This is a genomic window from Shewanella sp. ISTPL2, from assembly GCF_013283205.1.
Classification (GTDB): domain Bacteria; phylum Pseudomonadota; class Gammaproteobacteria; order Enterobacterales; family Shewanellaceae; genus Shewanella; species Shewanella oncorhynchi.
This window is the reverse complement of record NZ_JAAPAV010000001.1, coordinates 3,266,743-3,286,937: the sequence shown is the minus strand read 5'-3', so window position 1 is coordinate 3,286,937 and position 20,195 is coordinate 3,266,743. Positions and strand designations below refer to the sequence as shown.

Genomic DNA, 20,195 nt, shown 5'->3' with positions numbered 1-20,195 from the left:
CTGCCGCCGACAACTTATCTTTTGCTTTTTGAAACAGGCATATTTGCTGCCTGCCATTCACCCATACCACCTTTCAAGTTGTACAGGTTTTCAAAACCTTGCTTACTCAAAAGCTGAGCGGCTTGAGACGAGGTCATGCCAGCATTGCATACCAATATAATGGGACTGGCTTTATACTTTTCAAGGGCTGATATCTGATTATTTTTAATATCGGCGAGCGTAACGTTAAGTGCATCAACAATATGGCCCTTGCGGAACTCGTCATTCGAGCGCACATCAACCACTTTAGCATCCTGTCTATTCACCATAATCGTTAATTCTTGATGAGAAATACTTTTGATTTTTGACATGCTCGATTTGATGATACTCGCGACAAGCACAACAAATAATCCCACCCAAGCCAGACTGAGCATTGAGTGAGCTTTAAAAAATTCGATATATTCTTGCATGATGATTGCCCGCATAAATGGCGAAAATTCGATAAGGGCACAGAGTATACCGATTGCCTTGGCAGAATGCAGCAGTTTAGTCACAGTTCGAGATCGCACTTTTAGTGCAATTGACTCTGTACTTGTCACAAGCCACTCACAGAATCGGGCGAATTAGTGATTCGATGACCTTAATCGGGGTAAAGCGCTTTTTCATACCCCGCTAACGTAGTAATATTTGACCAATTTCAGATTTCTATCGCTTCTATAAAACTTAAAGGTATCACTATGACGACAGCTAAACGTCCGCTCGCGTTGTTGATCCTCGATGGCTGGGGCTACCGTGAAAACACGCATAATAATGCGATTTTCCACGCCAAGACTCCGGTACTCGACCGTCTCAACGCTAAATATCCCCATAGTTTGATTTCAGGTTCTGGCTTAGATGTTGGCTTACCTGATGGCCAGATGGGAAATTCTGAAGTTGGCCATATTAACTTAGGCTCTGGCCGTGTGGTTTATCAAGAACTCACTCGTATCAGTAAAGCCATTGCAGATCATGAGTTTGAAAAAAATCCTGCGCTATGTGATGCGGTAGACTCAGCCATCAAAGCTGGCGGAGCAGTACACATTATGGGCTTGCTTTCTCCCGGTGGCGTCCACAGCCATGAAGAGCATATCGAAGCTATGTGCCGTATGGCCGTTGCGCGCGGTGCAACTCAGGTTTATCTGCACGCTTTCCTCGACGGACGCGATACGCCACCGCGCAGCGCTAAGGGTAGCTTGAGCCATTTTGATGATCTGTTTACTACATTAGGCCATGGCCGTATCGCATCGATTATTGGTCGTTACTTTGCTATGGACAGGGATAATCGTTGGGATCGCGTGTCACAAGCCTACGATTTAATCACCCAAGGCAAGTCAAAATTCCAATACGACAATGCCGTTACAGCATTGGAAGCAGCTTACGAACGTAACGAAAACGATGAATTCGTTTCTTCATCGGCGATCACAGATGCCAACGGTCAAGTTGCGACATTAAAAGACGGCGATGCTCTGATTTTTATGAACTTCCGTGCTGACCGCGCCCGTCAAATCACCCGTAGCTTTATTCACCCAGACTTCGATGGTTTCGAACGCGCTGTTATGCCGAAAATGCACTTCGTCACTTTGACTGAGTATGCTGGCGACATCACAGCACCTATCGCTTATCCATCTGAAAACTTAGTGAATACCTTAGGTGAAGTGCTGCAGAAACAAGGTCGTACTCAGCTGCGTATCTCAGAAACTGAGAAATACGCCCATGTGACTTTCTTCTTTAACGGCGGTAAAGAAGAGCCATTCGAGGGAGAAGATCGCATCCTAATCAACTCGCCTAAAGTGGCAACTTACGATCTACAGCCTGAGATGAGTTCAGCTGAGCTGACTGACAAGTTAGTCGCAGCAATTGAATCAACTAAATACGACGTGATCATCTGTAACTACCCCAATGGTGACATGGTTGGCCACACAGGTAATTTCGATGCCGCCGTTAAAGCTTGTGAAGCTGTCGACGCTTGTATCGGCCGTGTGGTTGATGCGCTGGCGAAAGTGGGCGGTGAATGTATTATTACCGCCGACCACGGCAATGCCGAGCAAATGACCGACGAAACCACAGGTCAGGCTCACACGGCCCACACCAGTGAACTCGTGCCTTTCGTCTTTGTTGGACGCGATGCGACCATAGATGAAGGTGGTAAACTCAGCGATGTTGCACCTACCATCTTGACCTTGATCGGCGAAGCCATTCCAGCTGAGATGACGGGCAAACCCTTAATCCACATAAAAGAGTAACCGTTACCTAGTGAGCACTCGACTCCTTGTTAAAGCCAGCATTATTGCTGGCTTTATGATGTTATCTTTCTCGGCACACGCTTCTGATTTGGAGAAGCGTAAGTCCGAGTTAAAATCAATCCAAACGCAAATAAATCAACAACAAAGCGCATTAAAAACCACCAGTAAACAAAGAGAAAAACTGCTGTCATTGCTGCGTAGCGATGAAGAAGCGATTGCGTCAGCTGCCAAAAAAGTCAACAGCACCAAAAATAGCTTAGCGCAAATCGACACTAAACTTGCCGAGCTAAAACAACGTCAAGATGAGTTAGAAACGCTTAAAGTGACTCAACAACAAACACTGTCGAAACAGCTGTCGAGCGCCTATCTTGCCGGTAATCACGATTACACTAAGATGATGCTTAATCAGCAAAGTCCCGCCACTATCGAGCGTATGTTGGCTTATTACCAATACCTCAATAAAGCGCGGATGAAGTCGATCAACGAATTAAAGCAAACCTTGACCGAGCTAGATGAGATCAAGGTGTCGCAAACGAGTAAGCAAAAGCAATTAACGAAACTCGTGGCCGAACAACAAGTACAAGCTAAACGTTTGAGCCAAGAGCAAGATCAGCGTCAACTGACCATCAAAGAGCTGCAACGCACCTTAAATTCTAAGGGTGCAGAGCTTGAGCAGTTGCAAATTGAAGAGGCCAGCTTAAAGCGTGTCGTTGAACAAGCGCTGCGGGCCATGAAAGATAACCCCTCGATGGAAGGCTTTGGTAAACAAAGTGGCAAACTTAAATGGCCGACAAAAGGTCGTGTGAGTGCTAGCTTTGGTAGCCAACGCTCCGGTCAAGTAGTATGGAAAGGCACTATGTTGTCTGCACCAGAAGGGCAAAATATTCGAGCCGTTTCAGGTGGTAAAGTCATTTATGCCGACTGGTTACGCGGTTTTGGTCTTGTCATGGTCATCGATCACGGTAAAGGTTATATGAGTCTTTACGGTCACGCTCAAACCCTACTAAAAAGCCCTGGTGAGATGGTAAAAAGCGGTGAAGCGATTGCTTTAGTCGGACGTTCAGGTGGACAGAGCGAGCCTGGCCTATACTTTGAAATAAGGCATAAAGGGCAAGCCGTCGATCCAGCGAAATACTGTCGCTAATCAAAACGGTCCCCTTATCACAGGGGACCGTTATGAAATACATGATCCGCTATATCAGTTGCGTTGGATTAGGTCTCACTTTAGGCCTATCCATCAGCCTCTCTGGTCAAGAAAATGCTAAGTCCTACCGCGACAACTTTGACTATCCATTACTACAAGATGTACTTGAAACGGTTGAAACTTACTATATCAAAACCGTTCCCAAAGAAGAGCTCGTGCAGGCCGCCATCAAAGGCATTTTTGAACATCTCGACCCCTATTCCAGCTTCTTGAATCATCAAGAATTACTCGATCTTAAAGATTCGAATCGCGGCGAGTATTTTGGTTTCGGTTTCGAAGTCGCGGCCCAAAAAGACCACATCAGCATCATAGCCCCCTTTGCCCATTCTCCCGCAGAGCAAGCGGGAATACGTGCGGGCGATATTATTATTAAACTTAACGACACCCTGGCGACTGAAACGAATCTAGCCGATATCCTTACTGAAATAAAAAGACATAGTCTCAATAATCAAAGTATTAACTTAGAGCTAAAACACAGTAATGACGATGCCACCTTTAAAGTGTCACTCAAGCCAAGCAATATCACTATAGAGTCGGTCAGCACTCAACTGCTTGATGGCAATATTGGCTATGTCAGATTAAGCAACTTCCAAGAAAACTCTACCGAAGATATGGTGCGCTCGCTCAGCCAATGGCAAAACAAACCACTCACAGGACTTATCTTAGATCTACGTAATAATCCCGGCGGCCTACTCGACCAAGCGGTTAAAATTGCGGATCTATTTCTCGCCAAAGGACGCATAGTCTCGACCTCTGGCCGCTTCTTCGACGCCAACTCTGACTACTATGCCTCACCGCAAACCATGCTGACTAACGTGCCTATGCTAGTGTTAATCAACAAAGGCTCGGCCTCTGCATCCGAAGTTCTCGCCGCCGCATTACAAGAAAATGGTCGTGCCAAACTCTTAGGTGAGACCAGTTTTGGCAAAGGTACAGTACAAAGCCTGATCCCCATCTTAGAAGATGGTAACGCGATTAAACTCACAATTGCCCAGTACAATACTCCTAGAGGTGAAAATATTCATAACATAGGGATCATCCCTGACATAAAAATTGCCGCCGAAACTGGTTCCGGCGTTGGTAATTTAGCTATAATCGACGCCCTATCAGCCCATGCATCACTGGCCCAAGATCATCAAGTGACCTCTGCCATTGCATGGATACAGCACCATGACGAATAAGAAGAAATTGTGCGCTTACTTTATTCCTTGGCCCTATTGGCCCTAAGCATTTCTCAAAGCTATGCAGCCCAGCTTGCACTCATTATTGATGACATAGGTTATCGTCATACAGATAAAGCCGTACTGGCACTGCCCAATACAGTAACACTCGCTGTATTACCCCATACCCCACTTGGCAAAGAACTCGCTAACGCAGGACACCAAAAAGGCCACGAAATTATGCTACATCTTCCCATGCAGGCGCTTAATGGTAAGACATTAGGGCTGGGGGGGTTAACCAATACGATGACTGAGGCACAAATTCGCACCAGTGTTATTGATGCGATTAACAGCGTTCCCTTTGCCAAAGGTGCCAATAACCACATGGGGAGTCTATTAACTCAACTAGACGATCCCATGCTCTGGGTCATGGAAACACTCAAACAAAAGCAGCTGTATTTTGTCGATAGTATGACAACACGATTCACTAAGGCAGGGGATAACGCAGATAAGCTAGGCATTCCTTTACTAAAACGCCAACTGTTTCTAGACAATGATACTAGTGCCAATGCACTCGAGAGACAATTTAACTTAATGATAAGTCAGGCACATACCCAAGGTAGCTTGGTGGCGATTGCCCATCCTTATCCAGAAACTATGCGCTTCTTAGAGGCTAACCTACACAGACTTAAAACCGAGGGGATTGATCTAGTGCCAGCATCGAGTTTGCTCCCCATCGGTATTGCACTTAAAAGTGGTACTAATCCAGTTGCAGCACTGAAATAGAAAAGTCTGGCAGCAAGGCGACTAACTCATCACGGTTACTCACAATATCCAGCAAAGTATATTGATCCAGCACATTCAAATAAGCTTCAACAGCCTGGGCTAACACGCCTTTAAGCTTACATGCTGGTGTAAATCGGCAGTAAGGTTTGCTGCAATCAATCGGGGCGAGTGAGTTTTCTAATACTCGAACTAACTGGCCTAGGTTAATCTCACTCGCAGGCTTACCCAAACGGAAACCGCCCATCTTACCGCGGATGGTTTCAAGGTAACCCATCTTGCCTAAATGATGCACTATCTTAGAGACATGATTTGGTGACAGATCAAATACCTGCGTAATTTCAGCAATCCTAAATAAAGTTGTTCTATCTGGCTGAACCGCTAAATACATCAGGGTACGAACGCCAAAATCGGTATAACGAGTTAACTGCATATTTCACCTGTCAGCGATAAACTTAATGAGAGGTCTGAGATTCGAGTTGGGTAATCAACCAAAGCGCCTCTTCGTTCGAATGACCACAAACATCTTCAGATGCATCGAAATCACTACAAACCGCAGGACGATCAGGCGAGCCGAAAATCAAACATAAATTGGCATCGCTCAATTGCACACAACGCTCACCCGCCGCCTTACCCTTTGGCATACCCGGAATACTGCTGCTTATTGAAGGCGCAATACAACAAGCACCACACCCAAGACGACAATTCATTTTCGTTACTCATGAAAGACATAAAGCATTATACCGTTTAATTTGTCCGAGATCAGTGTCACAGGTCAATACTGCCAAGTCGCGCACAGGAGGTTTTCAGAACGTGAAAGAAACAATATTGATAAAGTGGAATAAAGATCGGCAAAAAGTAGGTTTTGATTTTTAACATTGAAGCGAAAGCTTCATATTCTGATAAGGATTTCATCTACATGATGCCCGACTATGACGATAACCACATACTTCGAGCCCGAAGCATGTGCGTCACTGACACGAATTATCCACGACACCATAACGAAAAAAGCCTCATCTTTCGATGNAGAACTTGAGTACCACACTGAGCGTCGAACGCTTCCAGTTGGCTAGGGCTGCGTATTCTACGCATTTCCCGTTTCGCGTCAAGGAGTTTTGCAAACTTTCTCAACACTCATCAATCAGTAAACTCATCGATGAACCGTCACATCAGGCTGCTTAACGCTGTCTGCCGTGTCAGTGGATGCGCATTATAGGCAGCAGGAGATTTTGTGCAACCCCTATTTTAAGGAAATTTGCAGTTAATTCTAATTATCTAATCTAGTCACATCATACCCACCACTTACCCCCAAAGTTATCCACACACAGCTCATTTTAGACTCAGTTTCAACTTAAAATGAGGTTTGATGAGCCTCTATATACTACGAATAAAGCATGGAGATTCCGTTGATTCTCGAGGCCAGAGGTGGATTCTTGATGCAGCTTGTTCTAATAAATGGGCAAACGATAGATTAAAGAGACTCTTTGCCGACTTAATCAGAGATACTGGTCGTATTGCACAGAGCTGAGATTGGCCACTTGTTAGCGATATGCTTATCTATTAAAGCTAAGTTGATTTATCAAAGACGTCATGCACATTAAGAGTGGCATGTTTGCTTACCTATATTTAGTGACAGGAAATTTAGTGGCAATAATTTAGAAGCAAAAAAATACCCGCCAATGGCGGGTATTGTCTCATTCAGCTATGGCGCTAAACGCTGAGCTTATTCTTCAACAGGCGAGACCACGAACAGTAAGTCGCCTTGAGACACTTGCTGACCATTGCTGTTCAGGATGCGCTCTATACGATACTTCTTATCTTCAGGGTACAGAATCGCACTCTGGCGGTTAAAGCCAGCTAAGGTCACTTGCGAGAACATCTTCATCGCTTCTGTTAGTGCTAGTGTTTGATCAACGGTGACTATGTCACCTTCTTTCACGAAGTCCGCTTCACCCGGTGCAGAAGAGGTATAGAAGATACCTGCGCCTTGGGCTAACACTTTCAGTTCGTTACTTTCGCCAACACGCAGTGATTCAGTGTCTACTTCCACAGTTTCAGCGGCAGCTTCCATTTCTGCGATCAACGCAGGAATATCGAGCTCGGCCATTAAGCGTGGCAGATAGTTAGTATCGTAAACACCTTCGTTGAAAGTACCATCTTTCAAGATCAGCTTGAGCAACGGAATGTTAGTCGCGATGCCTTTCAGCACTACACTGTCTAAGTATTCGTACAGTTTGGCAATCACATCCTCACGGTTTTCACCGCGCATGATGATTTGCGCAATCAAGCTATCGTAGTATGGCGATACTTCTTTACCTGGCGCAGCAATCGAAATGATTTCCACATCGGGATGATCTGGGAACACACACTCAGTGATCTTGCCCGGATTAGGAATCAGCTGCAGTATGCCATGGCTATCGAGCGCCGCTTTCTCAGCCGTCACACGTACTTCCATCGCATAACCAATTTCTTTAGGCTCTAACGCTGCAATTGAACGGCCAGCGGCAATATCAAACTGCGCACTAACGATATCAATACCTGAAGTCGCTTCCGTAACAGGATGCTCAACCTGCAGACGCGTGTTCATTTCCATGAAGTAGACTTCGTTTGCATCTAAGTTATAGATGAACTCAACGGTACCTGCGCCCATGTAATCGGTCGCGTCGCCTAAGGCACGGGTATAAGCCAGCACTTGTCGCTTCAGCTCGTCCGGCAGCATAGTTGAGCCAGATTCTTCGACCACTTTTTGGTTGTTACGTTGAACCGAACAGTCACGCAAACCTAATACTTTCGCGTTGCCGAACTTATCACGCAGTAACTGCACTTCGATGTGACGCAGTGATGTCACATATTTCTCTAAGTACAAGTCACCGTTACCAAAGGCTGCAGCCGCTTCGGTTGCAGTTTTTTGGAATAAACCAATCATGTCTTCAGGACGTTTTACAACCTGAATACCTTTACCGCCACCACCTTGTACCGCTTTAAGCAATACTGGATAGCCGATTTCGCTCGCCACGTTTACGGCTTGTTCAGCATTGGTCAGAATACCGTGCGAACCAGGCACAACAGGTACATTTTGCGCTTGCGATGTCTTAATTGCGTTCGACTTGTTACCCATAGTCGTCATTGAATGCACGCTAGGACCGACGAAGTTAACACCGTTATTCACACACAATGCAGCAAACTGCGGGCTTTCTGATAGGAAACCAATACCAGGATGCAATGCATCAACCTGTTCATATTCGGCCACTTTCAGCACAGAGTATGCGTTCAAGTAACTTTCATCCGATGTGTTACCACCGAGACAAACTAACTTATCGGTCTCTTTGAGCATGTCCGCTGGCACTGACGTCATATCAGGATCCGACGCCACTAATACCACATTGATATTATTGTCATGCGCCTTACGAATAAGTTTTACAGCTGTACAACCACGGGCGTGAACCAATACTTTGTTAATAGGCTTCATTAACTTACGTGGATCGTTCTGCACGATCACTTCTTCTTCAACAGTAGCTTCAACCACTAAGGTCGACAGTGCATTGATGATCACATCGTTAATTTTTGCCGAAGGCATTGGCATCAGAGGATCGATACCTGCTAACTGAGAGTCTAAATTGTCGCTGAATGGGTTATGGACTAAGCCCGCCATTGCGCCAGGTACTTTTGACAAGTAGTTAGACAGCGTTGCCGTTGATGGTAAGTAAGCTGGCACCACCATTTGACCTGCGAATGGCATGTTAGTACCAGACAGATAGTAAGTTTGCACCAATGGGTGAGTCACAAAACTCGCCTGCGCACCACCGGTACAGTCACCAAAACCAAACATCAGTACTGGCAATTCGTTATCACGAATAAAGCGCGTGATACGATCGTTCACCACAGCCATAGAGAATAGCGCCGCGGCGCCTTCTTTAGTCTGCATACCGCCTGAACTGATAAAGCACACAACGGGTAATTTACGCTTAGCACACTCGATTAATAGTGCAGAGAATTTCTCAGCACTGGCCATATCGAATGCACCCGCTTGGAATGCGGTGTTAGACACTGCCACACCCACACGCACTTTTTGACCTTTTTCTTTAAAGTCAGCAATACCTGTGATCAAACCACATGGGCGAATGCCTTTATCTAATGCGTCTTCAATCGATAAACGGAAGCCTGGGAAGTTGAGCAAGTTAGCCGACATTTTGTCGCCGTTGATCTCTTCGAAATGGGTAAAGAACTGCTTCACCACATTTTCCCAAGTCATGTTGCCTTTACGTTTTTCGTCACGTAGCACTTTTTGGATCAATAGATCTTGATAACCCATGGTCAAGCGGTTCCAGAAGTCCTTACGACGACCGATACGCACAGGGTTGATCGCGCCAGTGTACTTGCTGGTATCGCTTTCACTATCGAAATACTCAGGCAGTAAACGCTCGAAGAAGTAAGTCAGTACCACGAATAGACTGTCGTTAAGTTGTGGGAAACCCACACTCTTCCACTGCTCTACTCGCACCAACAAATCGGCGCGGTTCGATTGACCCATAAAATACTTGAGCCACTTATAGAACTTAGCTTTGTCGTTCGAGGTATCTTGCGTCGACAATGCATGGTCAATTGACTTGTGCAACAGGTTATTCACTGAGTTACGTGACAAACTCTTCGACATCATGGCTTCTTTAGCGATTGACGCTAAGCTGCCCACAACGTTGTCATACAAGGCATTGAAGATCAGAATGTTATGGCATTGCCAAATAAAGTCTTCACGCAGTTCTTCATTTACCACCACATCCAGCACAGTCAGTTGATTCAGCTCAGGCCATTTAGCTTGAGTCACAGACTTTGGCAAATTTTCTAAGTGCTGAATAAGCCCTTTGAAGTTGTTAGCCGCATTGCTTTTCCAGCGGTGATATAAAGACCAACTGATGTTGAATAACAGCGCCTTACGTGCTTTTTTATAGTTCTCTTTTGGCTCACCCAAAATCAAACGTGTCAGCATGTTACGCTCGGTCGAGACTTCGTCACGCTTAGCGACAAAGTTAGTCCATAATTTATTCAAATCTTCGTCATAAACTAGCTTGTCAGGGTTAGACAACCAAGCTTGGAACACACGGTCTTGTTCCTGTTGAATACGTGCCAACAGATCACCTTCTGGCACGCTAGCACGTGACAGACGACCATATTGCTCTTGAGAAATAGAATGAATACGGCTACGTAGCGTTAAATAACGCAAATAGCGATAGGCGCTACCAAACAAGTTATGGTGACTGGTCGGGCTCGTTGCCACAGCCAATTCTGCGTTCAGTTCCAAAGCCATCAAGTTTTTAGATGGATTAAGGAAACGAGTTAAACTGCGATCATAATGCTCACGTAAATCTTTAGATTCACGCACAAAATTCATCGCTGCACGCTCAACCGCTTCTACGCTGCTAATAATAGCGCGGCGCAGATTGTGCTGACGCTCGTCACGATCGCCAGGTGAAAAGTCGATGATACCGTCGATACAACCTGAGGTATAAAGCTCTTCTGGTGATACACCCACAGATTTCGCACATTCTTGCCAAGATAAGTTGTACTTACGGGCAATACTTTGCAGACCTTGTGGCTGGATCGTGTTGAAAATACCGTCACGCAACGACAACAGAATGTTCGCCGCCGCTAATGGAATTGCGCCACCAGAATAACCAGCACCAATTACGATACCGACTGTCGGTACGTCAACGTTGGCACTTTCTGCGATGGCTTTAGAAATTGAATGCGCTTGGTTTTGGCTGTTAGCGATTTCGCCAGCATCCGCCCCTGGGGTATCAATTAAATAGATAATAGGCATAGACAATTCGGCGAAATGACGAATTGCTTTACAAGCGGCGTAATGATGCTCAGGCATCCAAGCACCGTTAGCGGTAGTGCGTTCTTGGGCAATAAAGCCAATACGACGAGTGCGTGAACCAAAGTTCAGCTCGACCTCAGCACTGTAAAAAGAGCCCAAGTGAGTTTCCGTAATCAAACGACCTTTAAGATCGGCAATAATACGTTTTGCACCAGGACGACCTTTATCTTGGGTCGGCTGGATCACTTTAGCAACGTAACCGTCGACATCTAAAGATGCCAAGTCTTTTAAGTTTGCTTGAATAGCATCCTCATTTAAAAGACCTTTAATTTCTTCCGATAAACTCTGTTTACTGTGCTTAGGAAACAGAGAAAAATCTTTTGCCAAATGCTCGGCCTGTAAAAAAAGCGGATCGGGCGTTTGGGCTTGAGTCATGTGTTTGGGCTGATTATTGCTGGTCATCAAAAGATCCTCTGCTTAGCCTCTGAAAATTTTTAGCCAATAAATATAACTTTGTTATCCCGTCAAATGCCATTAAACTGCATAGGACGCTTTGTTCCAAATATGAGACAGTGGGAATAACATGCCAGATTTAAACGGTATGATGCTATTTGCAGCCGTAGTTAGAGCGAAGGGATTCTCCCAAGCTGCACGTGAAACCGGCCACCCAAAATCCACCATAAGTCGCAAAATCGCGCAGCTAGAAGAACAACTTGGCGTGCGATTACTACAGCGCGACACCCGTAATTTGAGTTTGACCCAAATCGGGGCACTCTTTTATCAACACTGTGATTCGATTCGCAATGAGGTAGAAGCGGCCAAGGCAGTTATCGAGAATACTCACGATGATGTGTCAGGATCATTACGCATTGCAATCCCAGTGTCATTTAGCCAAGAACTTATCGCTAACCTCTGTAGCGGATTTATGCGTTTATATCCCAATGTTGAATTGGATGTCCAGTTTACCGACAACGATATTGGTTTAGTCGGTGAAGGATATGACATAGCCATCAAATATGGTCCACTTCAATCGTCGGACTTAGTCGCAAGATTACTGTTTGAACGCCAGCCAATTTTAGTGGCAAGCCCTGCATACTTAAAACTCAAAGGCACACCCGCGACCCCAAAGGAACTCAGCCTGCACAGTGGGATTTTATTGGGGACTTCTCGCTCAGCACCAATTTGGCCATTGGGTAAAGGTTCGCGTAAAACCATGGCTAACTTTCAGCGTAAAGTGAGGGTCAACAGCCCGATAATGGTGAAGCAATTAGCCATAGATGATTTTGGCATCGCCATGTTATCCAATTCAGCCTGTAAGACTGAACTTGCTAATGGACAGCTAGTACCGATTTTACAGGAGTGGCCGATTGAACCTTTTAAGGTTTACGGGGTTTATTCGAGCCGACGCCAACTGGCCACCAACATCAGTGTCTTCTTAGATTTCTTTGTAAAACGCTTCAGCAGCCAAGAAAGCCTGCAATCCCTAATGGGTTAACGTTTCCCGTCGCATCAGGAAACCTGTTTCAAGAAAGTCCAATAAAAAAGCCTAGATCTGAGTCTAGGCTTTCAGTATCACGATTGATGTCAGCCAAGTAGGCCACTTCATACGCAATTCTCGCAAGGTTTAGATACGCTATGCTTACGCGACCTAGCATGGGCTAAGGAATAACGCGTTCCCGTTTTAAGATTTCCTTAGTAATGGCTTGACGCAATGGTAAACCTGCGGCGTCGGGAATATCCATATTCATCGCAAAAAACCATACATTATCATCGAGTTCAACCCAACCTACCCACCAGCCAATGCTTGGTTCTGCTCTGACTGCATAGCCGGTTTTCGCACGGATAATATAGTCAGAATTCGCTTCAGTCAGCATGGCTTGCTTAACAATACGTAAACTGCGCTCAGAAGCGTGTATCTTGTTGTGATAAAGCTTACGTAGGAAATCGATTTGCTCCGTAGCCGAAATTCGTATGCCACCATCTAACCAAAAACTATCCAAATTTCCCGAAATATCCTCATTACCATAATCAAACGAGGCGATCATCTTCGACATACGCGCCTCACCAATTTGGCGAGCAAACTCTTGGTAGACAGGCACAACCGAATACTTCATTGCAGTAATAAGGTTATGATCACGATTCCAAGTTGCGATATCTCGACTTTTACCATCCCACTTAAAGACTTGATGCTCATCCTTCACCACGCCAAGCTCTAGCGCGATCAAACTGTTAGGAATCTTAAACGTCGATGCAGGTAAAAAACCTTGATTGGCACGTTTAAGATTATTAGTGAATCCCTGTTGCTTGTTTTCATTCCATAACACCACTACGCCTTTAGTTTGGTGCTGAGTAAAACTGGCATCCCAACTGCGGGTTTCTTGCCACTCCTTAGCTGTAGTAGATGCAAAAGTCGGCGCCACTAAGCTTGACGACACTAAAATAGACGACATCACCAGCACAGCCGATATGGTGAACAAACGCATAAAGTCTCCTTGTAGAAAAACAAACAATCCAATGAACTAAAAAAGTGATTAAGGCTATCACTTAGGGTTTTGGCAAGCCCTAGCAAACTGCTGACCAATTGTGGCAAAAAAGAGGCAAACTAGACCCTATTGCACTGTTGCAGATGGATTAATGCTAGCGCCATATGATTTGTGATAGAAGATATTGACATAAGATGACGAAGATCACTGAGCTTAACTTTATTACCCTCAGCTTGTAGTGCATACTTTTTGGCATAAGAGCCTATCCGTACGAAAAAAATAATCATTATTTCCAATGAATAACGTCTAATCACTACAGGGAAGCCAAACATGTTAAAGCCAGTGTTAACACTCATCCTCACCACCAGCTTAATGACTACAGCCAGTGCCGTGCAGTTATTTGGTGATGTTGAAGTTTCCCGCCTACCAACAGCCGAAAAAACCATAGGCGACGTAGTCACTCGCTATCAAGCTCTTGACGATGGTCTGGCTCAGCTGAGCTCAAAGAAAAACGAAGTTGACGCCACCCAATTAGCGGCACGCCAAGGACACAGATTATGGCAACAAGCTGTCCGCGATGTGCAGTCAGGGCATTTTGACGACCGACCTTTATACTGGGCTCGCCTTGCCATGCTTAATAGTCTAAAAACCACCAGCGCCAACTTTAAAATGGCCGATTGGCAACAAGACATATTAATGAGTGCGGTTGAAAAAGCCTCACGGGGTTTTAGCGATATTCAATATGGTGATGATGTCCAAATCAAAATATTTCTCACGGGTTTCGATCCTTTCTTCCTCGACAAAGATATCACCCAGAGTAATCCTTCCGGTCTAGTTGCCCTCGCCTTGGATGGTTTTCGCTTTGATATTAATGGTAAAACGGCGCAAATAGAAACCGCTATGGTGCCAGTACGTTTTGCAGATTTTGATCAAGGACTTATCGAGTCGCTATTGAGCCCGATTTATCGCGATCCCAAAACCCAATTTGTATTCACCGTTAGCATGGGCCGAACTGATTTTGATATCGAACGTTTCCCAGGGCGAAATCGCAGCGCAGCGGCGCCCGATAACCAAAACGTACTCACTGGCGGCACGAAAACCGCACCCGTTGCCCCAAAGCTTAATGGTAAAGATTTTATCGGCCCCGAATTTGTGGAATTTTCACTGCCTGTTTCGGCGATGCAAGTCAAAGATGGTCAATGGAAAGTCAATGATAACCATACTGTCACTACCCTTGCCCGCGGTGAATTTAGCGCGACGTCATTAAACGAACTGCAAAACGAAACCTCAGTCGAAGGTTCTGGCGGCGGTTATCTCTCTAATGAAATCTCCTATCGCGCCATAGTCTTGCAGCAAAAGTTTAATAGCCATGCCAAGGTCGGCCACATTCACACACCAAGAGTCAAAGGCTATGATGCCGATACTGAGCAAGCCATAGTCGAACAAGTACGCACTATGGTGATGCAGGCGGCAGCGAGTTTATAGCCAAGTCACACTGGCTGAAACTGGCCGAAACTAGCATTGTCAGATAGCGTTCGCTATGATGCGAACGCTTCTGATGTGAACGCTTAGGCAGGCTTAATCACCGATAAGTTTTAAGCACTCAATTTTATCTTTAACCGACGAGATCCAACGCTAACCCTATGCTGAAACCCGCTGACTTACTCAATGCCTTACGCCGTCGCAGCAGTGAAGCACTTGCCCCGCTGACAAAATCGACGTACGCAGCCTTAGGCCAAAGCCAAGATAAGTCGCAGGGGATAACGAGTCCACCATTACAAGATCCGGCTCAAGCACATATTTTCACCGGTTCATCACGCCCACTCTCGTCACTACAAATTCAAGTACTAGCGCGAATTGAAGCCTGTTATCAAGAGGCCGAGATATCGCTTAAGCGCACTTTTCCACGCCCAGTCACTCAATTTAGTCTAAGGGGTAAGAGCGCGGGTACGGCTCATCTGCAGCAGAATCGCTTGCGATTCAATCCTGTATTGCTACGCGAAAACAGCGAGGCATTTCTGACTGAGGTCGTCCCCCACGAAATTTGTCATTTGCTGTGTTTTCAGCTTTTTGGCAAAACCAAGCCCCACGGTAAAGAATGGCAATCTTTGATGTTAACGGTATTTAAGGTCAATCCGAGTACCACACATAGCTTTAATACCACTTCAGTTACGAGTCGCGATGTTGAGTATCGCTGCGCCTGTGGGCCAATTCGACTGAGTATTCGCCGCCATAACAAGGTGTTGCGTGGTGAAAGTCGTTATATTTGTAAACGCTGTAAGACCCATTTAACTGCGTTCTAGCGACTTTCAGCAAACAAAACTCCCACCTAAGTACGACTCAATTTGCATAAACAGCGATATTTCCCTTACCATCACGCCATAAAAGACGAGCCAAAGGCTCGCGTAGTGTTTGTTATTTTGGGATAAATTTTGAACATAGCTTCTTTAACCGTTAATTCACGGCGACTTTTGTTGTGCCTAATCACTTGGGCGGCGACCTTATCTGTGCCCGCAAGTGCCTCAGTGTCACATCCCAGCAGTTTCAGCCAAGCAAAAACCAAGTCACAGGCGCTCTACGTAGGCAGTCGCCAAGGTACTCTGCCCGCAGTCAGCTTTTACTGTGGCTGTGAAATTCAGATCAAAGGTAAATCGTGGAAACCCGATCTCGCCAGCTGTGGTTATCAAGTCCGTAAACAGGAAACCCGCGCCAACCGTATCGAGTGGGAACACATAGTCCCCGCCTGGGAATTTGGCCATCAACTCCAATGCTGGCAAAAGGGCGGCCGTAAAAACTGTGCCGATAACAGTAATGAATTTAATAAAATGGAATCGGACATGCATAATTTGGTACCCGCAATTGGTGAGGTCAATGGCGATCGCAGCAACTTCCGATTTAGCCAATGGAACGGTAAGGCTGACCAATATGGCCAATGTGCTATGGTAGTCGACTTTAAGAATCGTCAAGCACAACCTCCCGCGAATACCCGCGGTAAGATAGCCAGAACCTACCTCTATATGCAGCAGACCTATGGTCTTAAAATCGCCTCTAGCCAATTAAAATTATTTAAGGCATGGGATAAAACCTATCCAGTTGATACTATTGAGTGCAAACGTGATAACGCCATAGCGCAAACCCAAGGTAACCATAACCCCTTTGTGCAGAATGCCTGTAATGCGCCACCACAGCGTCAACAATTAGCCGAATAAGGTCGACAATGAGAGTCCCAAGAATTTATCAACCTCAGCCATTAGCCATCAATCAACAGTTGAACTTAGACGAAGATGGCGCGGCCCATATCGGCAAGGTGCTACGCATGGGCAACGGCGAACATATCAGTCTATTTAATGGTGATGGCAATGATTATCTTGCTGAAATTGTTGACGCAGGTAAGAAGCATGTCACAGTAAAACTGCTCTCCTGTGAGGCCAATTTATCTGAGTCGCCACTCAACTTGCACTTAGGCCAAGTGATTTCCCGTGGCGATAGAATGGAGTTCACCATTCAAAAATCAGTCGAGCTTGGCGTCAATACTATTACGCCGCTGTTTTCAGATCGCTGCGGTGTGAAACTCAACGGCGAACGCCTAGAGAAAAAAATTCAGCAATGGCAGAAGATCGTCGTGAGCGCCTGTGAGCAATCGGGACGCAGCCAAGTGCCCGTGATTCGCCCAGCGATGGACTTACACGATTGGTGCAGTGAGCCGACCTCAGCGCTTAAACTCAATTTGCATCCACGTGCCGCACACGGTATCAATGGCTTAGATTTGGCCCATACCCGCGTGCGACTATTAATTGGCCCAGAAGGCGGTTTGTCGGCGGAAGAAATCGCCATGACAGAAACCTATCAATTTACCGATGTGTTGCTTGGCCCCAGAGTGCTACGCACCGAAACCGCCTCGCTCACCGCCATTACGGCACTGCAACTCAGATTTGGTGATTTAGGCTAGACCGTCCACAGCCGCACACAGCGGTGGTATAGCACCCCATTATCCAATAAATGCTTTTTTGCCTGCAAATGGCGACAAATAAGGAACAGATTAATGATAAAACTCGGCATAGTGATGGACCCCATCAGTGAGATCAACATTAAGAAAGACTCCAGTTTTGCCATGTTAATGGCCGCGCAGGAAAGAGGTTATCAGCTGTTTTATATGGAAATGGCCGATCTTGCCATGGTCAACGGTGTGGCTATGGCCAATATGCGTCCGTTAACTGTTTTCAATGATGCGAGCAAATGGTTTGAACTCGGCGAAGCTACAGACACGCCGATGAGCGAACTCGACGTGATCTTAATGCGTAAGGACCCGCCATTCGATACTGAGTTTATCTACGCAACTTACATGCTTGAACGCGCCGAAGAACAAGGCGTGTTGATCGTTAACAAGCCACAAAGCTTACGTGATGCTAACGAGAAACTATTTACCGCATGGTTTAGCGAATTCACTCCAGAAACGATCGTAACCCGTGATGCCAAACGTATCCGCGCTTTCCACCAAGCGAAGGGCGATATTATTCTTAAGCCACTTGATGGTATGGGCGGCACCTCGATTTTCCGCGTGAAGCAGGACGACCCAAACCTTGGGGTCATCATAGAAACCTTGACCAGCTATGGCCAACAATATGCCATGGCGCAAGCCTTTATCCCTGAGATAACCAAAGGCGATAAACGCATTTTAGTGGTCGATGGTGAGCCTGTGCCCTACGCCTTGGCGCGTATCCCAATGAAAGGCGAAACCCGTGGTAACTTAGCGGCAGGCGGAAGCGGTGTGGCTCAACCTTTATCCGACAGCGATTGGGCAATTGCCCGCGCCATTGGTCCAGAACTTAAAAAACGTGGACTGATTTTTGTCGGCCTCGATGTCATTGGTGACAAGCTGACTGAGATCAACGTAACCAGTCCAACTTGTATCCGTGAGATCCAAGCAGCATTTAATGTCGACATCACCGGCATGTTAATGGATGCTATTGAAGCACGCATGAACACCAAAGCATAAAAATTTACCAACGAGTTTGTTGATTTAAGGCGCTTTGACATCACAAGCGCCTAGCCACTTTCTAGGGATGTGATATGAGTTTCACCAAAGCGCCATTCTTGTTACTCGGCATAGGTTTATTACTATCGACTCCGACTTGGGCCAACATAGAAACAGGTCCAACGAAAGCACCGTCGCGTCCCAAAAACATTGTCATCATGATAGGTGATGGTATGGGACCGTCTTACACTAGCGCTTACCGTTACTACAAAGATAATCCTGACACAGAGGAAGTCGAACAAACCGTATTCGACCGTTTACTTGTAGGGATGGCGAGCACTTATCCCGCCAGTGTCAGTGGTTATGTTACCGACTCAGCCGCGGCAGCAACTGCGCTCGCCACTGGCGTTAAATCTTACAATGGGGCGATTTCGGTCGATACCCAAAAGCAACCGCTGCCGACCATACTCGAAAAAGCCAAATCCCTTGGCCTTAGCACAGGTGTCGCTGTAACGTCGCAAATCAACCACGCCACGCCAGCCGCCTTTTTGGCCCACAACGAAAGCCGTAAAAACTACGATGCTTTGGCACTCAGCTATCTAGAAACTAACGCCGATGTATTCTTAGGCGGTGGTCAAAAATACTTTACCCCTGAACTATTAGCACAATTTAAAGCCAAGGGTTATCAACATATTACTCGTTTTGAAGATCTCGCCAGCATCACCCAACCTAAAGTGCTGGGACTGTTTGCCGAAGTCCAATTACCTTGGGCGATTGATGAAAAAGATGCGAAAAAACTCAGCACTTTAACCCAAAAAGCACTCAATTTACTGTCGCAGAATGACCAAGGTTTTGTGTTGTTAGTCGAAGGAAGTCTCATCGACTGGGCGGGCCACAATAACGACATCGCCACTGCTATGGGTGAGATGGATGAATTCTCCAATGCCATTGAAGTGGTTGAGCAATTCGTGCGTGAACATCCTGATACCCTGATGGTGATCACCGCCGACCATAACACCGGCGGCCTATCGATTGGCGTCGATGGAAAGTACAACTGGAACCCTGAAATCCTACGCAACGTTTCAGCCAGTACCGACACATTAGCCTTAGCCGCCATCAGCGGTGAACAATGGCAGGCCGATCTTGCCCGCGGTTTAGGTTTTGAGCTCAACGAAGAAGAAATCGCAAAATTAACGGTCGCCAGAATGCAGGGATTAGAAACCATCGCGGTTGCAATTCGCCATGTTATTGATAAGCGAACTGATACAGGTTGGACAACCGACGGTCATACAGGCACAGACGTACAAGTGTTTGCCGCAGGTCCCGCATCTGAGCTGTTTAACGGCCATCAAGACAATACTGATATCGCCAATAAGATTTTCAGCTTATTGCCAAAACCGAAGAAACCTAAAAGCTAAGCGTTAGTCGATTCCGTTCATTAAAGACAATCACATAAGGCAACCGCATAATGCAGTTGCCTTTTTTATTGGGTCTTTTTATTAGGGATTTTATTA

General features: G+C 45.9%; 16 protein-coding genes. 11 read left to right on the top strand and 5 right to left on the bottom strand.

Features of this window, described 5'->3' with window-relative positions; genetic code table 11:
• Positions 1-14: 14 nt before the first annotated feature.
• Entirely contained in the window at positions 15-449 is a 435-nt protein-coding gene (locus tag HUB64_RS14350; protein ID WP_105253030.1) for a rhodanese-like domain-containing protein, read from the bottom strand.
• Positions 450-716: 267 nt separating this feature from the next.
• Here HUB64_RS14350 and gpmM point away from each other — a divergent pair, with 267 nt between their 5' ends.
• From gpmM to HUB64_RS14330, 4 genes are read left to right on the top strand one after another with little or no spacing between them, the layout of a single operon-like run.
• The gene (gpmM, locus tag HUB64_RS14345) at positions 717-2,261 is read left to right on the top strand and encodes a 2,3-bisphosphoglycerate-independent phosphoglycerate mutase (protein WP_105250842.1); all 1,545 of its coding nucleotides are present in this window, start codon (positions 717-719) and stop codon (positions 2,259-2,261) included.
• Between the two features lie 10 nt (positions 2,262-2,271).
• Positions 2,272-3,405, top strand: a complete 1,134-nt coding sequence (locus tag HUB64_RS14340; RefSeq protein WP_113941204.1) for a murein hydrolase activator EnvC — start codon at positions 2,272-2,274, stop codon at positions 3,403-3,405.
• Positions 3,406-3,437: 32 nt separating this feature from the next.
• Positions 3,438-4,646 carry a S41 family peptidase gene (locus tag HUB64_RS14335; RefSeq protein WP_173497251.1) on the top strand — a complete coding sequence of 403 codons (1,209 nt, stop codon included), beginning with the start codon at positions 3,438-3,440 and terminating at the stop codon, positions 4,644-4,646.
• A 9-nt stretch (positions 4,647-4,655) separates the two neighbouring features.
• Positions 4,656-5,411 carry a divergent polysaccharide deacetylase family protein gene (locus tag HUB64_RS14330; protein ID WP_173242462.1) on the top strand — a complete coding sequence of 252 codons (756 nt, stop codon included), beginning with the start codon at positions 4,656-4,658 and terminating at the stop codon, positions 5,409-5,411.
• Here the strand turns inward: HUB64_RS14330 and HUB64_RS14325 are convergent.
• The 3 genes from HUB64_RS14325 to HUB64_RS14315 all read right to left on the bottom strand — a co-directional run bounded on the left by HUB64_RS14325 (position 5,386) and on the right by HUB64_RS14315 (position 11,685).
• Positions 5,386-5,841: an Rrf2 family transcriptional regulator gene (locus HUB64_RS14325; protein WP_105250838.1), complete on the bottom strand. Its 456-nt coding sequence runs from the start codon at positions 5,839-5,841 to the stop codon at positions 5,386-5,388. The two genes, HUB64_RS14330 and HUB64_RS14325, sit on opposite strands and share 26 nt — an antisense overlap.
• Positions 5,842-5,863: 22 nt before the next feature.
• Positions 5,864-6,118, bottom strand: coding sequence for a YkgJ family cysteine cluster protein (locus tag HUB64_RS14320; RefSeq protein WP_173242460.1), 255 nt, complete (start codon positions 6,116-6,118; stop codon positions 5,864-5,866).
• A 1,013-nt stretch (positions 6,119-7,131) separates the two neighbouring features.
• Positions 7,132-11,685 carry a biotin carboxylase N-terminal domain-containing protein gene (locus HUB64_RS14315; RefSeq protein ID WP_113941555.1) on the bottom strand — a complete coding sequence of 1,518 codons (4,554 nt, stop codon included), beginning with the start codon at positions 11,683-11,685 and terminating at the stop codon, positions 7,132-7,134.
• A 121-nt stretch (positions 11,686-11,806) separates the two neighbouring features.
• On the opposite strand from HUB64_RS14315, the gene HUB64_RS14310 reads away from it, so the two are divergent.
• Positions 11,807-12,718: a LysR family transcriptional regulator gene (locus HUB64_RS14310; protein WP_105251501.1), complete on the top strand. Its 912-nt coding sequence runs from the start codon at positions 11,807-11,809 to the stop codon at positions 12,716-12,718.
• Between the two features lie 163 nt (positions 12,719-12,881).
• Here HUB64_RS14310 and blaOXA read toward each other — a convergent pair whose 3' ends face one another.
• Positions 12,882-13,706 carry a class D beta-lactamase gene (gene blaOXA / locus HUB64_RS14305; protein ID WP_105251500.1) on the bottom strand — a complete coding sequence of 275 codons (825 nt, stop codon included), beginning with the start codon at positions 13,704-13,706 and terminating at the stop codon, positions 12,882-12,884.
• A gap of 330 nt (positions 13,707-14,036) precedes the next feature.
• Here blaOXA and HUB64_RS14300 point away from each other — a divergent pair, with 330 nt between their 5' ends.
• The 6 genes from HUB64_RS14300 (at position 14,037) to HUB64_RS14275 (ending at position 20,099) form a co-directional block, all read left to right on the top strand.
• Positions 14,037-15,191 (top strand): hypothetical protein, encoded by a 1,155-nt coding sequence (locus tag HUB64_RS14300; protein ID WP_173497250.1) that lies wholly within the window; start codon positions 14,037-14,039, stop codon positions 15,189-15,191.
• Positions 15,192-15,349: 158 nt separating this feature from the next.
• A complete protein-coding gene (locus tag HUB64_RS14295) occupies positions 15,350-16,009 on the top strand; it encodes a SprT family zinc-dependent metalloprotease (protein ID WP_173497249.1) in 660 nt (219 codons plus the stop codon).
• Positions 16,010-16,135: 126 nt separating this feature from the next.
• Entirely contained in the window at positions 16,136-16,915 is a 780-nt protein-coding gene (endA, locus tag HUB64_RS14290) for an endonuclease EndA (protein ID WP_219235770.1), read from the top strand.
• A gap of 8 nt (positions 16,916-16,923) precedes the next feature.
• Positions 16,924-17,655: a 16S rRNA (uracil(1498)-N(3))-methyltransferase gene (rsmE, locus tag HUB64_RS14285; RefSeq protein ID WP_173246769.1), complete on the top strand. Its 732-nt coding sequence runs from the start codon at positions 16,924-16,926 to the stop codon at positions 17,653-17,655.
• Between the two features lie 93 nt (positions 17,656-17,748).
• Complete coding sequence (gene gshB, locus HUB64_RS14280; protein ID WP_173246772.1) at positions 17,749-18,702, top strand: glutathione synthase; 954 nt, start codon at positions 17,749-17,751, stop codon at positions 18,700-18,702.
• A 74-nt stretch (positions 18,703-18,776) separates the two neighbouring features.
• The gene (locus HUB64_RS14275; protein WP_173246775.1) at positions 18,777-20,099 is read left to right on the top strand and encodes an alkaline phosphatase; all 1,323 of its coding nucleotides are present in this window, start codon (positions 18,777-18,779) and stop codon (positions 20,097-20,099) included.
• Positions 20,100-20,195: the final 96 nt, after the last annotated feature.